The following is a 16,963-nucleotide window of genomic DNA, read 5'->3' as shown; positions in this document are numbered from 1 at the left end:
AGCCGGCCTCACGGGGCGCCGCGGGGCTCCTCGTGGGCAGGTCCGTCGCTGAGCTCGTCGACGACGAGCAGGTCGCGACGGACCTGCCCCGCACGGAACGAGGCACGGCCCACCATGTGGCTCGACACCACGCTCGTGGCCATCTGCAGCAGCACGATGAGGACGAGCACCCCGACGACGCCCGGCTCGCGCAGGCGGAGGGCGACGCCGGTCATCACCAGCACCGTGCCGAGGACCTGGGGCTTGGTGGCCGCGTGCATGCGGCTCAGCAGGTCGGGCATGCGGACGACGCCGATGGCGGCGACGAGGGCGAGCAGCGCGCCGAGGAGGATGCACACGGCAGCGGCGAGGTCGGCCACGACGGTCCAGCTCATCGCAGACCACCGGTGCCCGGGTCGTCGCGGTCCCCGGCCTCGAGGTCGTCGCTCCGGCTGGTGTAGCGGGCGACGCTGACCGCGCCGACCATGCCGCAGCCGGCCAGCACGACGAGCATCGGCAGCGCGTAGGTCACGCCGGAGTGGGCGACGTGGAGGCCCGTCGCGCAGACGGTGACCGCGACCAGGACGTCGAGCGCGACGCTCCGGTCGAGGATGGTCGGGCCGACGGTGAGGCGTACGAGGAGGAGGGCGGCGGCGGCCGTGAGCATCGCGGCGCCGAGCACGAGCACGACGGTCATCGGGCCTCCGGGGCGGTGGGTCGCGGCGGCAGCGCCCGCAGCAGGCGCTGCTCGAGGGCCAGAGCGGTGCGGCGGAACTCTTCGGCGGCCGCGGCGTCCGGCACGTCGAGGACGTGGAGGTAGAGGGTGTGGGTGGACCGGCGGGCCTCGACGACGACCGACCCGGGGATCAGCGACAGCATGGAGGCCACGAGGGTCATCAGGAAGTCGGACGTCGTCTCGAGGTCGACCGCGACCACCGCGTTGCGCACGGGTCGGCGCCGCAGCACCACGCCGGCCACCTGGACGCTGGCGCGCACGACGTCGAGGTGGAAGCGCGCGACGACGCCCAGGAGTGGCAGCACGCGCACCGAGGACCCGAGGTCGATCGGTGGGAGCGGGAAGGTCAGGCAGACCAGCACGGCCACCAGCACGCCGCCGACGAGGAGCATCGGCGTCACGTCGCCCCAGAGCGCCAGCCAGACCACGAGCAGCCACGCCACCGCGAGCGGCTGGACGGCCCGGTGCCGGGCGGGACGCGTGGACCCGTCGCGACGGGTGCGCATGACCGGGCTCACGGGTGCTCCTCGGTCAGGACGGAGGAGAGGTAGGGGGTGCGCTCGTGCAGGTCGTCGGCCGCGCGGTCGCCCAAGGCGTAGAGCGGCCCGGCGACGACCGTCAGGAGCACGCTGGCCGTGACCAGCCCGGCGGCCGGGAGCAGCATGCCGAGGGGGGCGTGACGGTTGTCGTCGCCTGCCTCGATCAGGGTGTGGAAGTCACGCTCGGGCTCGTTGTCGTCGCCGAGCCGGCGGGCCTCCTCGATGTCGCTGCGCGACACGGTGCCGGCTGCGGTGTGGACGTGCCCGCGGTGGACGCGTACGGCGCCGGTGTCGTGCCCGGGGACCGGCTCCGCGGAGCTGGTGCCGATCGCCTCGAGCGCCTCGTGGGCCTCCAGCGGCGTGCGCCAGAAGACGACGGCCCACGTCTTCGCGACGGCGTACAGCGTCAGCAGGCTGGTCGCCGCGCCGGCGACGACCAGGGTCCAGGCGAGCGGGCTGCCGTCGAGCTGTGCGGCCTGGAACAGGCCGACCTTGCCGATGAAGCCGGAGAACGGGGGGATCCCGGCGAGGTTCATCGCCGGCACGAAGAACAGCACGGCCAGCAGCGGGGCGATCCGCGCCAGCCCGCCGATGCGCATCAGCGCGGTGCTCCCGGCGCGTCGCTCCACGAGGCCCAGGACGAGGAAGAGCGCGGTCTGGATGGTGATGTGGTGCACGACGTAGAAGGTCGTGCCCGCGGTTCCCGTGCGGCTGTCGAGCGCGATGCCGAGGATCAGGTAGCCGATGTGGCTGACGAGCGTGAAGGACAGCATGCGCTTGATGTCGGACTGGGCGATCGCGCCGAGGATGCCGATGATCATCGTCAGCAGCGCCGCCCACAGCAGCAGGTCGGTGAGCGGGCTGTCGGGGAACAGCAGGGTCTGCACCCGCAGGATGGCGTAGACGCCGACCTTGGTGAGCAGGCCGGCGAAGACCGCCGTCACCGGCGCGGGCGCGGTGGGATAGCTGTCCGGCAGCCACAGCGACAGCGGGAAGACGGCCGCCTTGATGGCGAACGTCGTCAGCAGGAGGAGCTGGATCATCAGCGACACGTGGTCGGGCAGGTCGGCGAGCCGTTGGGCCAGGTGGGCGAGGGTGAGCGTGCCGGTGGCGGCGTAGGTCACCGCCAGGCTGATGAGGAAGAGGGTCGAGGACAGCAGGTTGACCAGCACGTAGATGGTGCCGGCGCGGACCCGGGCAGCCGTCCCGCCGAGGGTGAGCAGGACGTAGCTGGCGAACAGCAGCATCTCGAAGCTGACGAAGAGGTTGAACAGGTCGCCGGCGAGGAACGCGTTGGCGACGCCGGCCACGAGCACGAGGAAGGTCGGGTGGTAGACCGAGATCGGTGCGCCCTCCTCGTCCTCGGTCATGCCCTGTCCGACGGAGTAGGCGAGCACCGCGAGCGTGACGACCGCGCTGACCAGCAACATGAGGGCCGCGAGCCGGTCGGCCACCAGGACGATGCCGAGCGTCTCGGGCCAGGCGCCGATCCAGACGGTCTGCGGGCCGTGGCGGTCGGCCTGGACCAGCAGCACCGCGGCCACGACGACGACCGAGCCGAGGACGGTCAGGCTGAGCCAGCGCTGGATCCGCGGGTGGTGCAGCAACGCCAGCGACGCGCCGGCGCCGAGGATCGGCAGCAGCACCGGCAGGGGGACCAGGGCGTTCACGTCGACCTCGCCTCCCTCTCGGCCGTCTCGGCGGCGTCGGCGACCAGCGGGTCGTCGTCCGGTCCCTGACCGGGGTCGCCGCTCGAGTCGTCACCGGGGTAGTCGGAGGTCGTCGCGGAGTAGGCCTCCGACGTCACGTCGCGGAGCGCCAGCCGGCGGACGATGTCGTCCTCGATGTCGTCCTGCACGTCGTCGTGGCCGTTGAGCTGCCAGCTGCGGTAGGCCATGGCCAGCACGAACGCCGTGGTGGCGAGGGTGATGACGATGGCGGTCAGCACCATCGCCTGGGGGAGCGGGTCGGTGAGGCCGGTGGTGTCGCCGCCCTTGGACACGATCGGGGCGCGCCCGGCGGGCCCGCCGGCGACCATGAAGGAGAGGCTGACGCCGTTGCCGATCATGACGATGCCGACCAGCACGCGCGACAGGCTGCGCTCGAGCACGAGGTAGACACCGCAGCCGAGCAGCGACGCGGCGACGAGGACGAGGGTCAGGTTGACGGTCATGCGGCCTCCGCCTCGGTCCGGGCCTCGCGCCGGGAGCGCTGGATGTCGCGGTCGATGTGGGAGCCGAGGGCGCGCAGCAGGTCGAGCACCAGCCCGACGACGACGAGGTAGACACCGACGTCGAAGAGGACGGACGAGACCAGGTGCAGGTCGCCGAGCAGTGGCAGGTGCAGGTCGACGACCGCCGACTGCAGGACCACGCCTCCGAAGGCCATCGGCAGGAGGGCGGCCAGTGCCGCCACGGCCAGTCCGGCCCCGATGAGGCGACCGGCGTCGACGGGTGCGGCCTCGTCGAGCTCGTAGCGGCCGCCGGCGAGGTAGCGCACGACGAGGGCGAGCCCGGTGGTCATGCCAGCGGCGAACCCGCCGCCGGGCTCGTTGTGACCGACCAGCAGCAGGTAGATCGAGATGACGACCAGTGTGTGGAAGAGCAGGCGGACGATCACCTCGAAGACGATCGAGCGCTTGTCGGGCGGCAGTGTGCGCGATCCGGGCAGCCAGGCCCGGCGCCCGGGACCGGTGGCGACCTTCTCCACGCCTGCGGGGTAGGGGATGTCGTGCACGCGGCGGATGTCGGCGCCGCGCGCGTTGACGTAGACCAGGCTGGCCACGCCGGTGGCCGCGGCCACGAGCACCGCGAGCTCGCCGAGGGTGTCCCAGGCGCGCGTGTCGACGAGGACGACGTTGACGATGTTGCCGCCCCCACCGAACTCCAGCGCCTGCTCGGGCAGCGACAGCGAGACGGGGTCGGCGGTGCGCGCAGCGCCCGCCACGAGCAGGAAGCCGGCGGTCACGACCGCCACGGCGACGCCGAGCGCGATCCGCAGGTAGCGCTGGCGGCTCAGCGGGCGGTCGGTGAAGTACTCCGGGAGCCGCCGCAGCGCGAGGACGAACACCACCACGGTCAGCGTCTCGACCAGTGCCTGGGTCAGCGCGAGATCAGGGGCGCCCTGCAGGACGAACAGGAAGGCCGTGCCGTAGCCGGTGACGCCGACGAGCAGGACGGCCCGGATGCGGCGACGTGACCGCGCGGTCAGCACGGCCGCCGCGACGACGACGAGGCCGACGACGGCCTGCGCGGGGCTGTCCCAGGCCGTCACCCGTACGTCGTCGAGGTTGCCGACCAGGGTGGATCCCGGCAGCAGGACGAGGACGACCAGGATGATGGCGAGGTACGCCGCCGCCGATCCGCGCTGCACGACACCGGTCACCTCCACGGCCGTGCGGTCGAGCCGGCGCATGCCGCCGCGGTAGGCCCGCTCCAGGCTCCAGTCGTGGGCCAGGGCGGCCTGCGCCCGGGCGACGGGCTCGCGAGCGACGAAGAGCGCTGCACCTGCGGTCAGGGTGACGAGCGTGAGGACGAGGGGGAGTCCCACGCCGTGCCAGAGCGTGAGCTCGGGGTCGTGGGCGCCGGGCGGGAACGCCTCCGCCTGCGGGACCAGCAGGGACGTGAGGGGACCGCCGAGCAGGCCGAGCACCAGCGACAGAGCGGCCAGGGTGACCGGCGCGACGACGAAGGCGGGCGAAGGGGAGTGGACCGCCACGGGGGCGTCGACCTCCCGGGTGCCGAAGGCGCCCCAGATGAAGCGAGCGGAGTAGGCGGCGGTCAGGACCGAGCCGACGACCACACCGGCGAGCAGCAGCCACCCGGTCGTCGTACCGATCCCGGTGCCGTCACCCTCGCGGGCGACGTCGACGAGCGCGACGAGCACGCTCTCCTTGGCGACGTAGCCGAGCAGCGGGGGGAGTCCCGCCATCGACGCAGCGGCGAGCGTCGCGGTCACGGCGAGGACGGGCAGCCTGCGGGCCAGGCCGCTCAGCTCGCGCAGGTCCCGGGTGCCGGTGCTGTGGTCGATGATCCCGACGACCAGGAAGAGCGTCGCCTTGAACAGCGCGTGGGCGACGAGGAGGGCGAGGCCGGCGAGCATCGCGCTCCGGGTGCCGGTGCCGAGGACCAGCACGAGGAAGCCGAGCTGGCTGACCGTGCCGTAGGCCAGCAGCAGCTTGAGGTCGTGCTGGCGGAGCGCGCGTACGCCGCCGAGGACCATCGTCGTGAGGCCGAGCACCAGCACCACCGTGCGCCACCCGGCCACGCCGGCGAACGCCGGGGCGAGGAGCGCGACGAGGTAGACGCCCGCCTTCACCATCGACGCCGCGTGGAGGTAGGCGCTGACGGGGGTCGGGGCGGCCATGGCCGACGGCAGCCAGAAGTGGAAGGGGAGCAGGGCCGACTTGCTGACGGCCCCCACGAGCAGCAGGTGGACACCGACCGTCACGGCGGTCCCACCGGGCGGGTCGGCCAGGATCTCGGTGATCCGGAACGTCCCGGCCGCGTGGCCGACGACGATCGCGCCGACGAGCAGGACGAGGCCGCCGAACGTCGTCACGACCAGCGCCTGGATGGCGGCACGTCGGCTCGCCCGCCGCTCGGAGTCGTGGCCGATCAGCAGGAAGGAGAAGACCGTCGTCAGCTCCCAGAAGACGTAGAGCAGCAGCAGGTCGTCGGCCAGGACCAGGCCGAGCATCGAGGCGATGAAAGCGACCAGGACGCCGGCGAAGCGGGGCACGCCCGGCTCGTCGTCTCCGAAGTACCACGCGCAGTAGGCCAGCACGAGCGCGCCGATGCCGAGCACGATGAGCGCCATCACCCACTGGAGCGTGCCCATGGCGAGCGCGAGGTCCATGCCGATGCTGCCGACCCACGGGTGGACTTCGACGAGCGTCTGGCCGTCGCGCACGACAGCACCTCGGGCGGCGATCCACACGGTTCCGGCCAGCGGCAGCAGCGCGATGCCCAGGAACGCTCGTCTGCCGGCACGCAGGAGCAACCACGGGGACATCACTGCCGCCGCGAACAGCGCGGCGATCAGCATCAGCACAGGCGGTGGTCCTCGTCGTGGGTGGCAGTGCTGCAAAACCTACAGGCGTCGTTCGCGCGATCCCGCCGCTCGAAGGCCCTCAGGGGAAAGATGGGGGACGGACCCCATCTCGGGGGATCACATCCGTGTAACCCCCCGATCTACACTATCTGACATAATGTCAGTTATCGGCGATAAGCCGACGCTCCCGTTCCGGGGCCCGCTCAACCGTGCTTCCCGTGGGCGGGCCTTCACGTCGCGGGCTGTCACCATCACGACGCGGTGCGCGTCAGGCGAACTTGCCGTACTTCTTGTGCATGGCCTGCTTGGAGACGCCGAGCATCGTGCCGATCTCCGCCCACGAGAAGCCGTGGATGCGCGCGCGTCGTACGGCGACGGCCTCGGCTGCGGCGAGCTCCTGCTTGGCGCCCGCGATGCGCATGAGCTCCTCGAGCGGGTCGGGCTCCCCCGGGTCGGTGTCCACGCTGGTCCTCATGCGTCAACTGTCGTTGACACAACGCCCACTGTCAACTTTCATTGACGCCCGGTTGTTCCTTGGTCAGGTGCAGGAGCCACTGCGTGCCGCCGGTGTGGATGAGCGCGAACCGTCGGGAGCCGGCGCGACCGTGCAGCGTGAACACCAGCCGCCGGTCGTCGCGCGAGTGCTCCTCCCACGTGCCGGTGTCGGCGACCGACTTGTGCTCGTCCTCGAAGTCGACGTGGTCGAGGTCGTGGTCGTCCACGGCGATCGCCAGCCGGTCGTGGCGGCCGTCGTCCGGCAGCCCCTTCGGGACCGCCCAGCTGCGCAGGACGCCGTCCTCCTCGAGCCGCAGGTCGAAGTGAGGGCTCGGGCGGCGGTGGTCGTGCAGGACGAACCTCGGCGCGCTCACCCGAGGCGTCGGAGCTGGTAGGTCCCGACCGTGGAGGCCACGACCTCCCCGGCCGCGTCGGTGAGCGTCGCCTCGAGCACGAACTCCCCCTTGCCGGTAGCCAGGGCGTCGGCCCGCACCCGCGCCACCTCGTCGTCGGACAGCGACGCCGTGGCTCGTACGACGCCCAGCGCGGGCCGCCGGAACCGGATCGTCGACTCCTTGACGAGCGGCACGCAGCCGGCGAGCTCGCCGCCGTCGTCGAGGTCGAAGGTGGCCAGGCTGAGCAGGCCGCCGAGCATCTCGGCCACGCTGAACAGCGAGCCGGCGTAGGTGACACCGAAGTGGTTGACGTTGGGCTCGGGCGGCAGCTCGGCCGCTGCGAAGCCGGGTCGGAGATCGACGACGCGGATCCCCATGGCCTCCAGGATCGGGACCGATCCGACGGCCTGCACTGCCTCCACTCTCAACGTATAGGCCATCCGGGGGCTTGCCGCAAGGCCCCGTGCAGCCCTCACACTGCACGGCGTGACGCCGCAGGACACCCTTCCGTTCGCTCTCCCCGACGCCCTCGCCGCCAAGGCCGACCCGCTCCTGATCGAGCGCGACCGTGAGCACTTCACCCGCATCGCGAACGGTCTGGCGCGCGCGGTGTCGGATCTCGAGGAGCGCCTGGCCGAGACCAGGAGGACTGCGGTCCGCCACGGCACGGCGGCCCTCGAGCGCGACCAGGAGGTGCACCGGCTGACCTCCCGGTTGCGGGCGCTGCGGCGCTACGACCTCGACCTCTGCCTCGGGCGCATCGTCCACGCCGACCACGACGCAGACAACGAGGGCGAGGACGCCGGCACGACGTACGTCGGCCGCTTCGGCCTGGCCGACCCGGACGGTCGCCGTCTGCTGGTCGACTGGCGCTCCCCTGCCGCCGAGCCGTTCTTCGCCGCCACCCACGCGCACCCGCTGGGCCTGGTCAGCCGGCGGCGCTACCGCTGGGTGGCGGGGAGGATCGTCGACTACTGGGACGAGGCGTTCACCGAGGAGGGACTCACCCACACGGCCGCCCTCGACGACCAGTCCGCCTTCATCGCCACCCTCGGCGGGAGCCGTACGCCCCGGATGCGCGACGTGCTCGGCACCATCCAGGCAGACCAGGACGCGATCGTCCGGGCCGGGTCTCGAGGCGCGCTCGTGGTCGACGGTGGCCCCGGCACCGGCAAGACCGTCGTCGCGCTGCACCGCACCGCCTACCTGCTCTACGCCGATCCGAGGCTGGGGCACCGGCGCGGCGGGGTGTTGTTCGTCGGACCGCACGAGCCCTACCTCGCCTACGTCGGCGACGTGCTGCCGAGCCTCGGCGAGGAGGGCGTGCAGACGTGCACCGTCCGAGACCTCGTGCCCGAGGTGGCGCTGGGACCGGAGGCCGACGACCAGGTGGCCGCGCTCAAGTCGGACCTGCGGATGGTCGCGGCCGTCGAGCCGGCCGTCGCTCTCTACGAGGAGCCGCCCACCGAGTCCTACCTCGTCGAGACCGCGTGGGGCGACGTGCGGATCACGCCGGCGGAGTGGGCGGAGGCGTTCGGCTCCCCCGACCCCGGAACGCCGCACAACCTCGCCCGCGACGACGTGTGGGGCGAGGTCCTCACCATCCTCGTCGACAACGCCGCGGACGTGGTCGATGACCTCTCCCCCGACGAGCTCCGGCGCGTGCTCGACCGGCACGCCGGGCTGCGCGACACCTTCGACCGCGCCTGGCCGCTGATCGAGCACACCGACCTCGTCGGCGACCTCTGGACGGTCCCGGCCTACCTCCGCCACTGCGCCCCCTGGCTCGAGCCCGACGAGGTGCGGGCGCTGCGCCGCGAGGACGCCGAGGCGTGGACGTACGCCGACCTGCCGTTGCTCGACGCGGCTCGGCTGCGGCTCGGCGACCCCGAGGCCTCGCGGCGCAGGCGTCGTACGCAGGCCGCCGAGGCCCGCGAGCGCGCCCGGGTGGGCGAGGTCATCGACGACCTGCGCACCACAGCGCGGGAGACGGACGCCGACGCGCTCGGCGACGGCCTGGTCTCGATGCTCGTCCACGACGACCTGCAGACCGCGCTGGTCGACGACGCTGCACTCCCCACGTCGGACGTCGACCTGTTGGCCGGGCCGTTCGCGCACGTCGTCGTCGACGAGGCGCAGGAGCTCAGCGACGCCGAGTGGGCGATGCTGCTGCGGCGCTGTCCCTCGCGCAGCCTTACCGTCGTCGGTGACCGGGCGCAGGCGCGTCACGGCTTCGCGGAGTCGTGGACCGAGCGGCTGGCGCGCGTCGGTCTCGCGGACGTCACGGTCGCGCCCCTGACGGTGAACTACCGCACCCCGGCCGAGGTGATGGCCGAGGCCGAGCCCGTGATCCGCGCGGCTCTGCCGGAGGCCAACGTGCCCACGTCGGTCCGCGAGAGCGGCATCCCGGTGCTGCACGCCCCGGTCGCCGAGCGCGACACCATCATCGGGGCGTGGCTGGCCGAGCACGCCGAGGGCACGGCAGTCGTGGTGGGCGACCCGACGTACGCCGACACGGCGCGCGTCCGCTCGCTGTCCCCCGAGCTGGTCAAGGGCCTCGAGTTCGACCTGGTGGTGCTCGTCGACCCCGAGCGCTTCGGTGACGGGATCGCCGGAGCGGTGGACCGCTACGTCGCGATGACGCGGGCCACCCAGCGGCTGGTCGTGCTCACGAGCGGGTGAGCGCGGTGCGAATCGCGGTGATGTCGGCGGTGCCGACGCGGCAGCAGCCGCCGACGAGTCGGGCGCCCGCGTCCACCCAGGCCGCGACGTCGGCCGGGTCGAACGCCGAGCGTCCCTCCCACGCCCGCGTCACGGCGTTCCAGCCCTGACCCGAGTTGGGGTAGACCACGGCGGGGCCGTGCGCCCCGGCGACGGGCACGGCGGTGCCGGCATCGGCGGGCGACGTGCAGTTGACGCCGACGGCGATGACCTCGGCGACGTCGGCGGCCATCGCGAACGCCTCCCCGATCGGCTCGCCGGCGCGGGTGAGCCCGTCGGCCGTCGACAGCGACAGCCACGCGGGCACGCCGCTGCCGTCGAGCTCGGCGAGCACGGCCTCCACCTCGGCCAGGCACGGGATGGTCTCGACCGCCAGGACGTCGGCGTGTTCACCGACGGTCGAGGCGAGGACGTCGAGCCGCGGTCGGTGGAAGGCTCGCAGACCGGCCACGTCGAGGTCGTAGTCGCCGCGGTACTCCGAGCCGTCGGCCAGCACGGCGCCGTACGGTCCGACCGAGGCGGCCACCCAGCCGTCGGGGGCCACGTCGTCGCGCGCGGCCGCGGCCAGCTCGACGCTCCGGCGGAGCAGGCGCTCGACCTCGTCGCGGTCGGCTCCCTCGGCTCCGAAGCCCTCGAAGGACACCTGGTAGGACGCCGTCGTCGCGACCTCCGCGCCCGCGACGAAGAACTCGCGGTGGGCCCGCTCGATCGCAGCCGGGTCGTCGCGCAGCAGGCGGGCGGACCAGAGGTCGCTCGACAGGTCGTGGCCGTGCTCCTCGAGCAGCGTGGCCAGGCCGCCGTCGAGGACGACGGGGCGATCGGCGATGGTCGTTCGCAGGTCGCGTGCAGTCATGGCCCCATGCTCGCAGGTGCGGTCCCGCCCGTCGGGGCGACGCCGGGGTTGGCCGGGTCGGCAACGATCGGGGCGTGCCAGAGGGACACACCATCCACCGCCTCGCGCGCCGCCATGCGCGGCTGCTGGTCGGGCAGCACGTGTCCGCCGACAGCCCCCAGGGCCGCTTCGAGGACGGCGCCCGGCTCCTCGACGGCCGCCTGCTCGCCGCCACCGACGCGTGGGGCAAGCACCTGTTCCACCGCTACGGCGACCTGTGGCTGCACGTGCACCTCGGCCTCTACGGCAAGTTCCGCGACGGCACCCTCCCGGCGCCGGCGGCGCGTGGTGCCCTGCGGCTCCGGCTCGTCGGGGGCGGTCACTGGCTGGAGCTGCGCGGTCCGACTGCGTGCGAGGTGCTCACCGACACCGAGCGCAGGACGGTGCTCGCCCGGCTCGGCCCCGACCCGCTGCGGAGGGGGCCCGACGTCCAGGCTTTCGTGGACCGCGTGCTGCGCAGCCGGGCCCCGATCGCCACCCTGCTCATGGACCAGTCGGTCGTGGCCGGTGTCGGCAACGTCTACCGCGCCGAGGTGCTGTTCCGGCAGCGGCTCGACCCGTTGCGTCCGGGCCGGCTCCACGACGCGGCGGTGCTGCACGCCCTGTGGGACGACCTCGTGGTGCTGCTGCGCGCTGGTGTCCGTGCCGGTCGGATCGTCACAACCTTGCCGGAGGACCGGGAGCGCCCGGCCGGCCGCCCGCGCCGGGTCGACGCCCACTACGTCTACGGGCGCGCCGGCCTGCCGTGTCGGATCTGTGGGACCCCGGTCCAGGACACCCAGGTCGCTGCGCGGCGCCTCTTCTGGTGCCCGGTGTGCCAGGCCTGACCTCAGGTCAGGAGCGCCAGTACGGCTGCCGGGTCCTCGACGTGCGCGTTGTGGCCCAGCCCGGGCAGCGTGACCGCGTCGCCCGCCAGCTCGGCGAGCTGCTCGTGGCCGACCATCGGGTCGTGCTCGCCGCGTGCGAGCACCACGGGGCACCCGGCGGCCGCGAGGAGCCCCGCAATGTCGGGCACGCCGACGCCGAACGTGCGCGGGTCCTGTGCGAGTCGCCAGCCACTCCCCTCCCCCATCGCCGCGCGGTCGACGACGGCACCCTCGACCATCGGGTCGTCGGGAGCCACGAGCCCGGCCAGCCCGGAGACCCGGAGGAAGCGCTCGACCGCCTCCGCCCGGGTGTCGTACGTCGCCGCCGGCCGCTGCGCCATCGCCAGCGCGCGGGCTGCGTCCTCCGGCGGCCAGGCGACCTTGATCCCGAGCCCGACCACGCGTGAGACCCGCTCGGGAGCCAGCACCGCGAGCTCGAGTGCCACCACGCCGCCCATCGAGTGCCCGACGACGGGCACGGGGCTGTCGAAGGCCTCCAGCAGCGGCAGCACCGCCTGGGCATGGCCGGTGAAGGTGTACGACGACGCCCAGGCCGCTGCGCCGTGGCCGGGCAGGTCGAGTGCGGTCGCCGGTGTGATCGCCTCGACGCCGCGCCAGACCCCGCCCGTGGCGCCGAGCCCGTGGAGGAGCAGCATCAGGCGCCGACGTACGCCGCGAGGTGCTTGCCGGTCAGGGTCGGCTCCTTCGCCGCCACCATCTCGGCCGGCGGACCCTCGAAGACGACGGTGCCGCCGTCGTGGCCGGCACCGGGACCGAGGTCGATGATCCAGTCGGCGTGCGCCATCACGGCCTGGTGGTGCTCGATCACGATGACCGACTTGCCCGCGTCGACGAGGCGGTCGAGCAGGCCGAGCAGGTTCGCCACGTCGGCGAGGTGCAGGCCCGTCGTGGGCTCGTCGAGGATGTAGACGTCGCCCTTGTCCCCCATCTGCGTCGCGAGCTTGAGGCGCTGCCGCTCGCCCCCGGACAGCGTGGTCAGCGGCTGGCCCAGCGACAGGTAGCCCAGGCCCACGTCGACGAGCCGCTCGAGGATCTTCACCGCCGCCGGGATCCTCGCCTCGCCGTCGCTGAAGAGGGCCAGGGCGTCGACGACCGACATCTCGTGCACCTCGGCGATGTCCTTGCCGCCGAGGGTGTGCTCGAGCACCTCGGCCTTGAAGCGGCGGCCCTCGCACTCCTCGCACGGCGACTCCACCGTCGCCATCGGACCGAGCTCGGTGAAGATCACGCCGGCACCGTTGCAGGTCGGGCACGCGCCCTCGGAGTTCGAGCTGAAGAGCGCGGGCTTGACGCCGTTGGCCTTGGCGAACGCCTTGCGGATCGGCTCGAGGAGCCCGGTGTACGTCGCCGGGTTGCTGCGCCGGGACCCCTTGATCGCGCCCTGGTCGATCACGACGACCTCGTCGCGCCCGGCCAGCGAGCCGTGGATCAGCGAGCTCTTGCCCGAGCCGGCCACGCCGGTGACCACGGTGAGGAGCCCCAGCGGCACGTCGACGTCGACGTCGCGCAGGTTGTGGGTCGAGGCACCGCGCACCTCCATCGCTCCGGTCGCCTCACGCACCGTCTCCTTGAGGGTCGCCCGGTCGTCGAGGTGCCTGCCGGTGATCGTGTCGCTCCTGCGCAGGCCGTCGACGTCGCCCTCGAAGCAGATGGTGCCGCCCGCGGCACCGGCGGCCGGGCCGAGGTCGACCACGTGGTCGGCGATCTGGATGGTCTCCGGCTTGTGCTCGACCACGAGCACGGTGTTGCCCTTGTCCCGCAGCTGCCGGAGGAGGTGGTTCATCCGCTCGATGTCGTGCGGGTGCAGCCCGATCGTGGGCTCGTCGAAGACGTAGGTCACGTCGGTGAGCGACGAGCCGAGGTGGCGGATCATCTTGGTGCGCTGGGCCTCGCCGCCCGACAGCGTGCCGGCCGGCCGGTCGAGCGAGAGGTAGCCCAGACCGATCTCGCTGAACGAGTCGAGCAGGTGCTGCAGGCCCTTCAGCAGCGGCGCCACCGACGGCTCGTCGAGGTCGCGCACCCAGTCGGCGAGGTCGCTGATCTGCATCTCGCACAGGTCGGCGATCGACTTGTCGTTGATCGTCGACTTCCTGGCCTCGGGAGTCAGCCGGGTGCCGTCGCAGTCGGGGCAGGTCTGGAAGGTGACGGCCCGCTCGACGAAGCGCCGGATGTGCGGCTGCATCGCCTCCGGGTCCTTGGACAGCATGGACTTCTGGATCTGCGGGATGATGCCGTTGAAGGTCAGGTTGACGCCCTCGACCTTGATCTTGGTCGGCTCGGCCCACAGCATCGTCTCGAGCTGCTTCTTGGTGAACGACCTGATCGGCTTGTCCATCGGCAGTCCCATGCCCTCGAACAGCCGGCCGTACCACCCGTCCATCGAGTAGCCGGGCACGGTCAGGGCGCCCTCGGAGAGCGACTTGTCCTCGTCGTAGAGCGCCGTGCGGTCGATGTCGTTGACCTTGCCCATGCCCTCGCAGCGCGGGCACATCCCGCCGAGGTAGACCTCCTGCTTGGCGATCCGGCGCTCGGTGCGCCCGCCCTTCTCGGTGGTCATCATGCCGCTGGCCTTGCGGGTCGGGACGTTGAAGGAGTACGCCGTGGGCGGGCCGACGTACGGGTCACCGAGACGGCTGAAGAGGATCCGCAGCATCGCGTTGGCGTCGGTGGCGGTGCCGACCGTGGAGCGCGGGTTGGCGCCCATGCGTTCCTGGTCGACGATGATCGCGGTCGTGAGGCCCTCGAGGTGGTCGACGTCGGGGCGGGCCAGGGTGGGCATGAAGCCCTGCACGAAGGCGCTGTAGGTCTCGTTGATCATCCGCTGCGACTCGGCCGCGATGGTCGCGAAGACGAGCGAGCTCTTGCCGGAGCCGGACACCCCCGTGAAGACCGTCAGGCGGCGCTTGGGCAGCTCGACGCTGACGTTCTTGAGGTTGTTCTCCCGCGCTCCCTCGACGCGGATCAGGGCGTGGTCGTCGGCCGGGTGTGTGGTCGTCATGGCGTGTGTCTCCCCTGTGATCTGGCCTCCCGTGGCGGGAGCAATCCTGCCAGTACGACGCCTTGCGCGCCGCTGCTGTGACCGGCCCCGCCCCTCGGGTGGGGTGCAAGGTTTGTCCACCGTGTCAGGGTCGAGGCATGAGGACCCACGACGACCGGACCGCGCCCGTTGCCGAGATCATGGAGGAGACCGACATCGCCGTGCTGACCTACGTGTCGCTCGACGGCCGGCTGGTCTCCACGCCCATGGGCACCCAGGACTTCGAGGACCCGGGCACCACCTGGTTCCTCACCGAGCGCAGCAGCGACAAGGTGCGTGCGATCGAGGCCGACCCGCGGGTCAACGTGTCCTACTCCAGCAAGGCCGGTTGGGTCTCGCTGACCGGCACCGCCCACGTCAGCGACGACCGGGCCAAGCTCCGCGAGCTGTGGGACGCCTCCGCCGGCGCCTTCATGTCCGGTGGTCCCGACGACCCCGACAACGTGCTGCTGCGCATCGACGGCGACACGGCGGAGTACTGGGAGTCCCCCGGCAAGGTCGCGATCGCCGTCCAGATGGCCAAGGGCCTGCTGAGCGACGACAAGCCCGACCTGGGCGACAACGACACCGTCCCGCTCTGATCGGGGCTCCTCGTGCTGGTCGACGCCCACGGTCCCGCCACCGCCGACGAGGCGTGGCGGTGCTTCACCACGCCCGCGACCTGGTCGTCGTGGGCACCCCTCATCCGCGACGTCGAGGCCTCCGACGACGTCCTGGCCGTCGGCACGACCGGACGGGTCCACGGCCCTGCCGGGGTCGCCGTCGACTTCGAGGTCACCCGGGTCGACCCCGCGCTGCGGTCGTGGACCTGGCGCGCAGGCCGGGGTCCGGCGGCGGTGTCGATGGACCACCACGTCCTGCCCGCGCCGGGCGGTGGCAGCCGCGCCCTGGTCCGGGTGCCTGCTCCGGCCGCCGCCGTGCTGCAGCCCTATCGCGTCCCGGCGGGCATGGCGCTGCGGGGTCTCGTGCGTGAGCCCGGCGGAGAGGGCGCTCCGGTCGCGGTGGAGACGTTCGACTTCGCCTTCGCCCCGAACTACCTCGCCCCGGCGCGGGCGTTCGGCATCACTCCCGCGACGACCACGGCGGAGGTGGGGCCGGACTGGTTGTTCGTGCGCTACGGGCCGTGGCGCCTGGCCACGCCGCGCGCCAACATCTCCTCCGTCGAGCTCACGGGCGGCTTCGCGTGGCACCGGACCGCCGGTCCGCCGCACCTGTCGCTGACCGACCGGGGCGTCTCGTTCACGACCAACGGAGACCGCGCGCTATGCCTGACCTTCCACGAGCCTGTCCCGGCGATCGACCCCACCGGCACCATCACCCATCCCGGCGCCACGCTCGCCGTCGCCGACCCGCGACGGTTCGCTGACGCGCTCGGGTTCTCCCTCGACGACTAGGCTCGCGGAGCATGGACATGCTGCGGAGCGAGCAGATCGCCGAGGCCGACCTGACCGAGTGGCGAAAGCTGGCGCAGGGGTTGCACGCGCGCTACCTGACCGACGGCTTCAGCGCCGGCGCGCGGTTCGCCACCGCGGTGGGTGACGCAGGCGACGCGATCGGCCACCACCCGCGCGTGGTGATCGGCGCGTGCCACGTGGACCTCGAGCTGGTCACCGCCGAAGCGATCTACCGCGAGGACGACGGCACCGAGCACGTCGTCGAGTGGGTCACCCAGCAGGACGTCGACCTCGCGCGCCGCATCACCGAGGTCGCGGCCGACCTCGGCCTCACCGCCGACCCGGCCGCGGTCAGCGAGATCGAGCTCGGCCTCGACACCGCAGCCCCGGGCGCCGTCGCCCCCGTGTGGGCGGCCCTCCTGACGGGCGACGCCGAGTCGCAGGGCCGCGGGTCACCCGGCGACGAGGTCCGCGACGCCACGGTCCGCGTCCCCAACCTCTGGTTCGATGACTCAAGCGACCCCGGCGACCCGACATCCTCGCGCCAGCGCTTCCACGTCGAGGTCTACGTGGCGCCGGAGGTCGCCGGGCAGCGGATCGCGGCAGCCGTGGCCGCGGGCGGGACCGTCGTGGACGACAGCAACGCACCCGGGCTGACCGTGGTCGCCGACCAGGACGGCAACCGCGGCGTCGTCTGCGCCGACACCTCCGCCGTCAACACGGCCTGACTCCCGGCGCGACTCAGCGACGACTGTGCGGTGGCTGTGGTCCACCCGGTGGACCACAGCCCCCGCCCCGGCGTCCGTCGCGCCAGCGAGGGCCCCGGCGGGCGATCA

General features: G+C 72.6%; 17 protein-coding genes. 5 read left to right on the top strand and 12 right to left on the bottom strand.

The genetic code is table 11. The features are described 5' to 3' along the window. Positions 1 to 8: 8 nt before the first annotated feature. From mnhG to HOO61_RS18875, 9 genes are all read right to left on the bottom strand, one after another. On the bottom strand, positions 9 to 374 hold the full coding sequence (gene mnhG, locus HOO61_RS18915; protein WP_172261327.1) for a monovalent cation/H(+) antiporter subunit G: 366 nt from the start codon (positions 372 to 374) through the stop codon (positions 9 to 11). Next, on the bottom strand, positions 371 to 676 hold the full coding sequence (locus HOO61_RS18910; RefSeq protein WP_172261326.1) for a monovalent cation/H+ antiporter complex subunit F: 306 nt from the start codon (positions 674 to 676) through the stop codon (positions 371 to 373). The genes mnhG and HOO61_RS18910 overlap by 4 nt, the downstream gene beginning before the upstream one ends. Next, positions 673 to 1,233 (bottom strand): Na+/H+ antiporter subunit E, encoded by a 561-nt coding sequence (locus HOO61_RS18905; protein WP_216659141.1) that lies wholly within the window; start codon positions 1,231 to 1,233, stop codon positions 673 to 675. The genes HOO61_RS18910 and HOO61_RS18905 overlap by 4 nt, the downstream gene beginning before the upstream one ends. Further along, positions 1,230 to 2,924, bottom strand: coding sequence for a Na+/H+ antiporter subunit D (locus HOO61_RS18900; protein WP_172261325.1), 1,695 nt, complete (start codon positions 2,922 to 2,924; stop codon positions 1,230 to 1,232). Before HOO61_RS18900 ends, HOO61_RS18905 begins: the two co-directional genes overlap by 4 nt. Next, complete coding sequence (locus HOO61_RS18895) at positions 2,921 to 3,427, bottom strand: Na(+)/H(+) antiporter subunit C (protein ID WP_172261324.1); 507 nt, start codon at positions 3,425 to 3,427, stop codon at positions 2,921 to 2,923. Before HOO61_RS18895 ends, HOO61_RS18900 begins: the two co-directional genes overlap by 4 nt. Then, complete coding sequence (locus tag HOO61_RS18890) at positions 3,424 to 6,300, bottom strand: Na+/H+ antiporter subunit A (RefSeq protein ID WP_253942630.1); 2,877 nt, start codon at positions 6,298 to 6,300, stop codon at positions 3,424 to 3,426. The genes HOO61_RS18895 and HOO61_RS18890 overlap by 4 nt, the downstream gene beginning before the upstream one ends. Before the next feature lie 274 nt (positions 6,301 to 6,574). Beyond that, positions 6,575 to 6,727 carry an RNA polymerase subunit sigma-70 gene (locus HOO61_RS18885; protein ID WP_367650262.1) on the bottom strand — a complete coding sequence of 51 codons (153 nt, stop codon included), beginning with the start codon at positions 6,725 to 6,727 and terminating at the stop codon, positions 6,575 to 6,577. Positions 6,728 to 6,812: 85 nt separating this feature from the next. Further along, complete coding sequence (locus HOO61_RS18880; protein ID WP_172261321.1) at positions 6,813 to 7,175, bottom strand: DNA polymerase ligase N-terminal domain-containing protein; 363 nt, start codon at positions 7,173 to 7,175, stop codon at positions 6,813 to 6,815. Further along, positions 7,172 to 7,618, bottom strand: a complete 447-nt coding sequence (locus HOO61_RS18875) for a YiiD C-terminal domain-containing protein (protein ID WP_216659140.1) — start codon at positions 7,616 to 7,618, stop codon at positions 7,172 to 7,174. Before HOO61_RS18875 ends, HOO61_RS18880 begins: the two co-directional genes overlap by 4 nt. Before the next feature lie 64 nt (positions 7,619 to 7,682). Between HOO61_RS18875 and helR the strand changes: the two genes are divergently transcribed. Next, positions 7,683 to 9,878: an RNA polymerase recycling motor ATPase HelR gene (helR, locus tag HOO61_RS18870; protein WP_367650255.1), complete on the top strand. Its 2,196-nt coding sequence runs from the start codon at positions 7,683 to 7,685 to the stop codon at positions 9,876 to 9,878. Here the strand turns inward: helR and mmuM are convergent. Beyond that, positions 9,865 to 10,770, bottom strand: a complete 906-nt coding sequence (gene mmuM / locus HOO61_RS18865; RefSeq protein WP_172261319.1) for a homocysteine S-methyltransferase — start codon at positions 10,768 to 10,770, stop codon at positions 9,865 to 9,867. The two genes, helR and mmuM, sit on opposite strands and share 14 nt — an antisense overlap. A gap of 74 nt (positions 10,771 to 10,844) precedes the next feature. On the opposite strand from mmuM, the gene HOO61_RS18860 reads away from it, so the two are divergent. After that, the gene (locus HOO61_RS18860; protein ID WP_172261317.1) at positions 10,845 to 11,636 is read left to right on the top strand and encodes an Fpg/Nei family DNA glycosylase; all 792 of its coding nucleotides are present in this window, start codon (positions 10,845 to 10,847) and stop codon (positions 11,634 to 11,636) included. 2 nt (positions 11,637 to 11,638) lie between these two features. Here HOO61_RS18860 and HOO61_RS18855 read toward each other — a convergent pair whose 3' ends face one another. Continuing rightward, positions 11,639 to 12,331 carry an alpha/beta fold hydrolase gene (locus HOO61_RS18855; RefSeq protein ID WP_172261315.1) on the bottom strand — a complete coding sequence of 231 codons (693 nt, stop codon included), beginning with the start codon at positions 12,329 to 12,331 and terminating at the stop codon, positions 11,639 to 11,641. Next, positions 12,331 to 14,694: an excinuclease ABC subunit UvrA gene (locus HOO61_RS18850; RefSeq protein ID WP_172261313.1), complete on the bottom strand. Its 2,364-nt coding sequence runs from the start codon at positions 14,692 to 14,694 to the stop codon at positions 12,331 to 12,333. The genes HOO61_RS18855 and HOO61_RS18850 overlap by 1 nt, the downstream gene beginning before the upstream one ends. 137 nt (positions 14,695 to 14,831) lie before the next feature. On the opposite strand from HOO61_RS18850, the gene HOO61_RS18845 reads away from it, so the two are divergent. From HOO61_RS18845 to HOO61_RS18835, 3 genes are read left to right on the top strand one after another with little or no spacing between them, the layout of a single operon-like run. Further along, entirely contained in the window at positions 14,832 to 15,314 is a 483-nt protein-coding gene (locus HOO61_RS18845; protein ID WP_172261311.1) for a pyridoxamine 5'-phosphate oxidase family protein, read from the top strand. 12 nt (positions 15,315 to 15,326) lie between these two features. Beyond that, positions 15,327 to 16,127 carry an SRPBCC family protein gene (locus HOO61_RS18840; protein ID WP_172261309.1) on the top strand — a complete coding sequence of 267 codons (801 nt, stop codon included), beginning with the start codon at positions 15,327 to 15,329 and terminating at the stop codon, positions 16,125 to 16,127. A gap of 11 nt (positions 16,128 to 16,138) precedes the next feature. Continuing rightward, complete coding sequence (locus tag HOO61_RS18835) at positions 16,139 to 16,855, top strand: VOC family protein (protein WP_172261307.1); 717 nt, start codon at positions 16,139 to 16,141, stop codon at positions 16,853 to 16,855. Positions 16,856 to 16,963: the final 108 nt, after the last annotated feature.

The organism is Nocardioides sp. zg-1230 (assembly GCF_013155335.1).
Lineage (GTDB): Bacteria > Actinomycetota > Actinomycetes > Propionibacteriales > Nocardioidaceae > Nocardioides.
The sequence above is the reverse complement of the archived record's forward strand: the minus strand, read 5'-3'. Positions and strand labels throughout refer to the sequence as shown.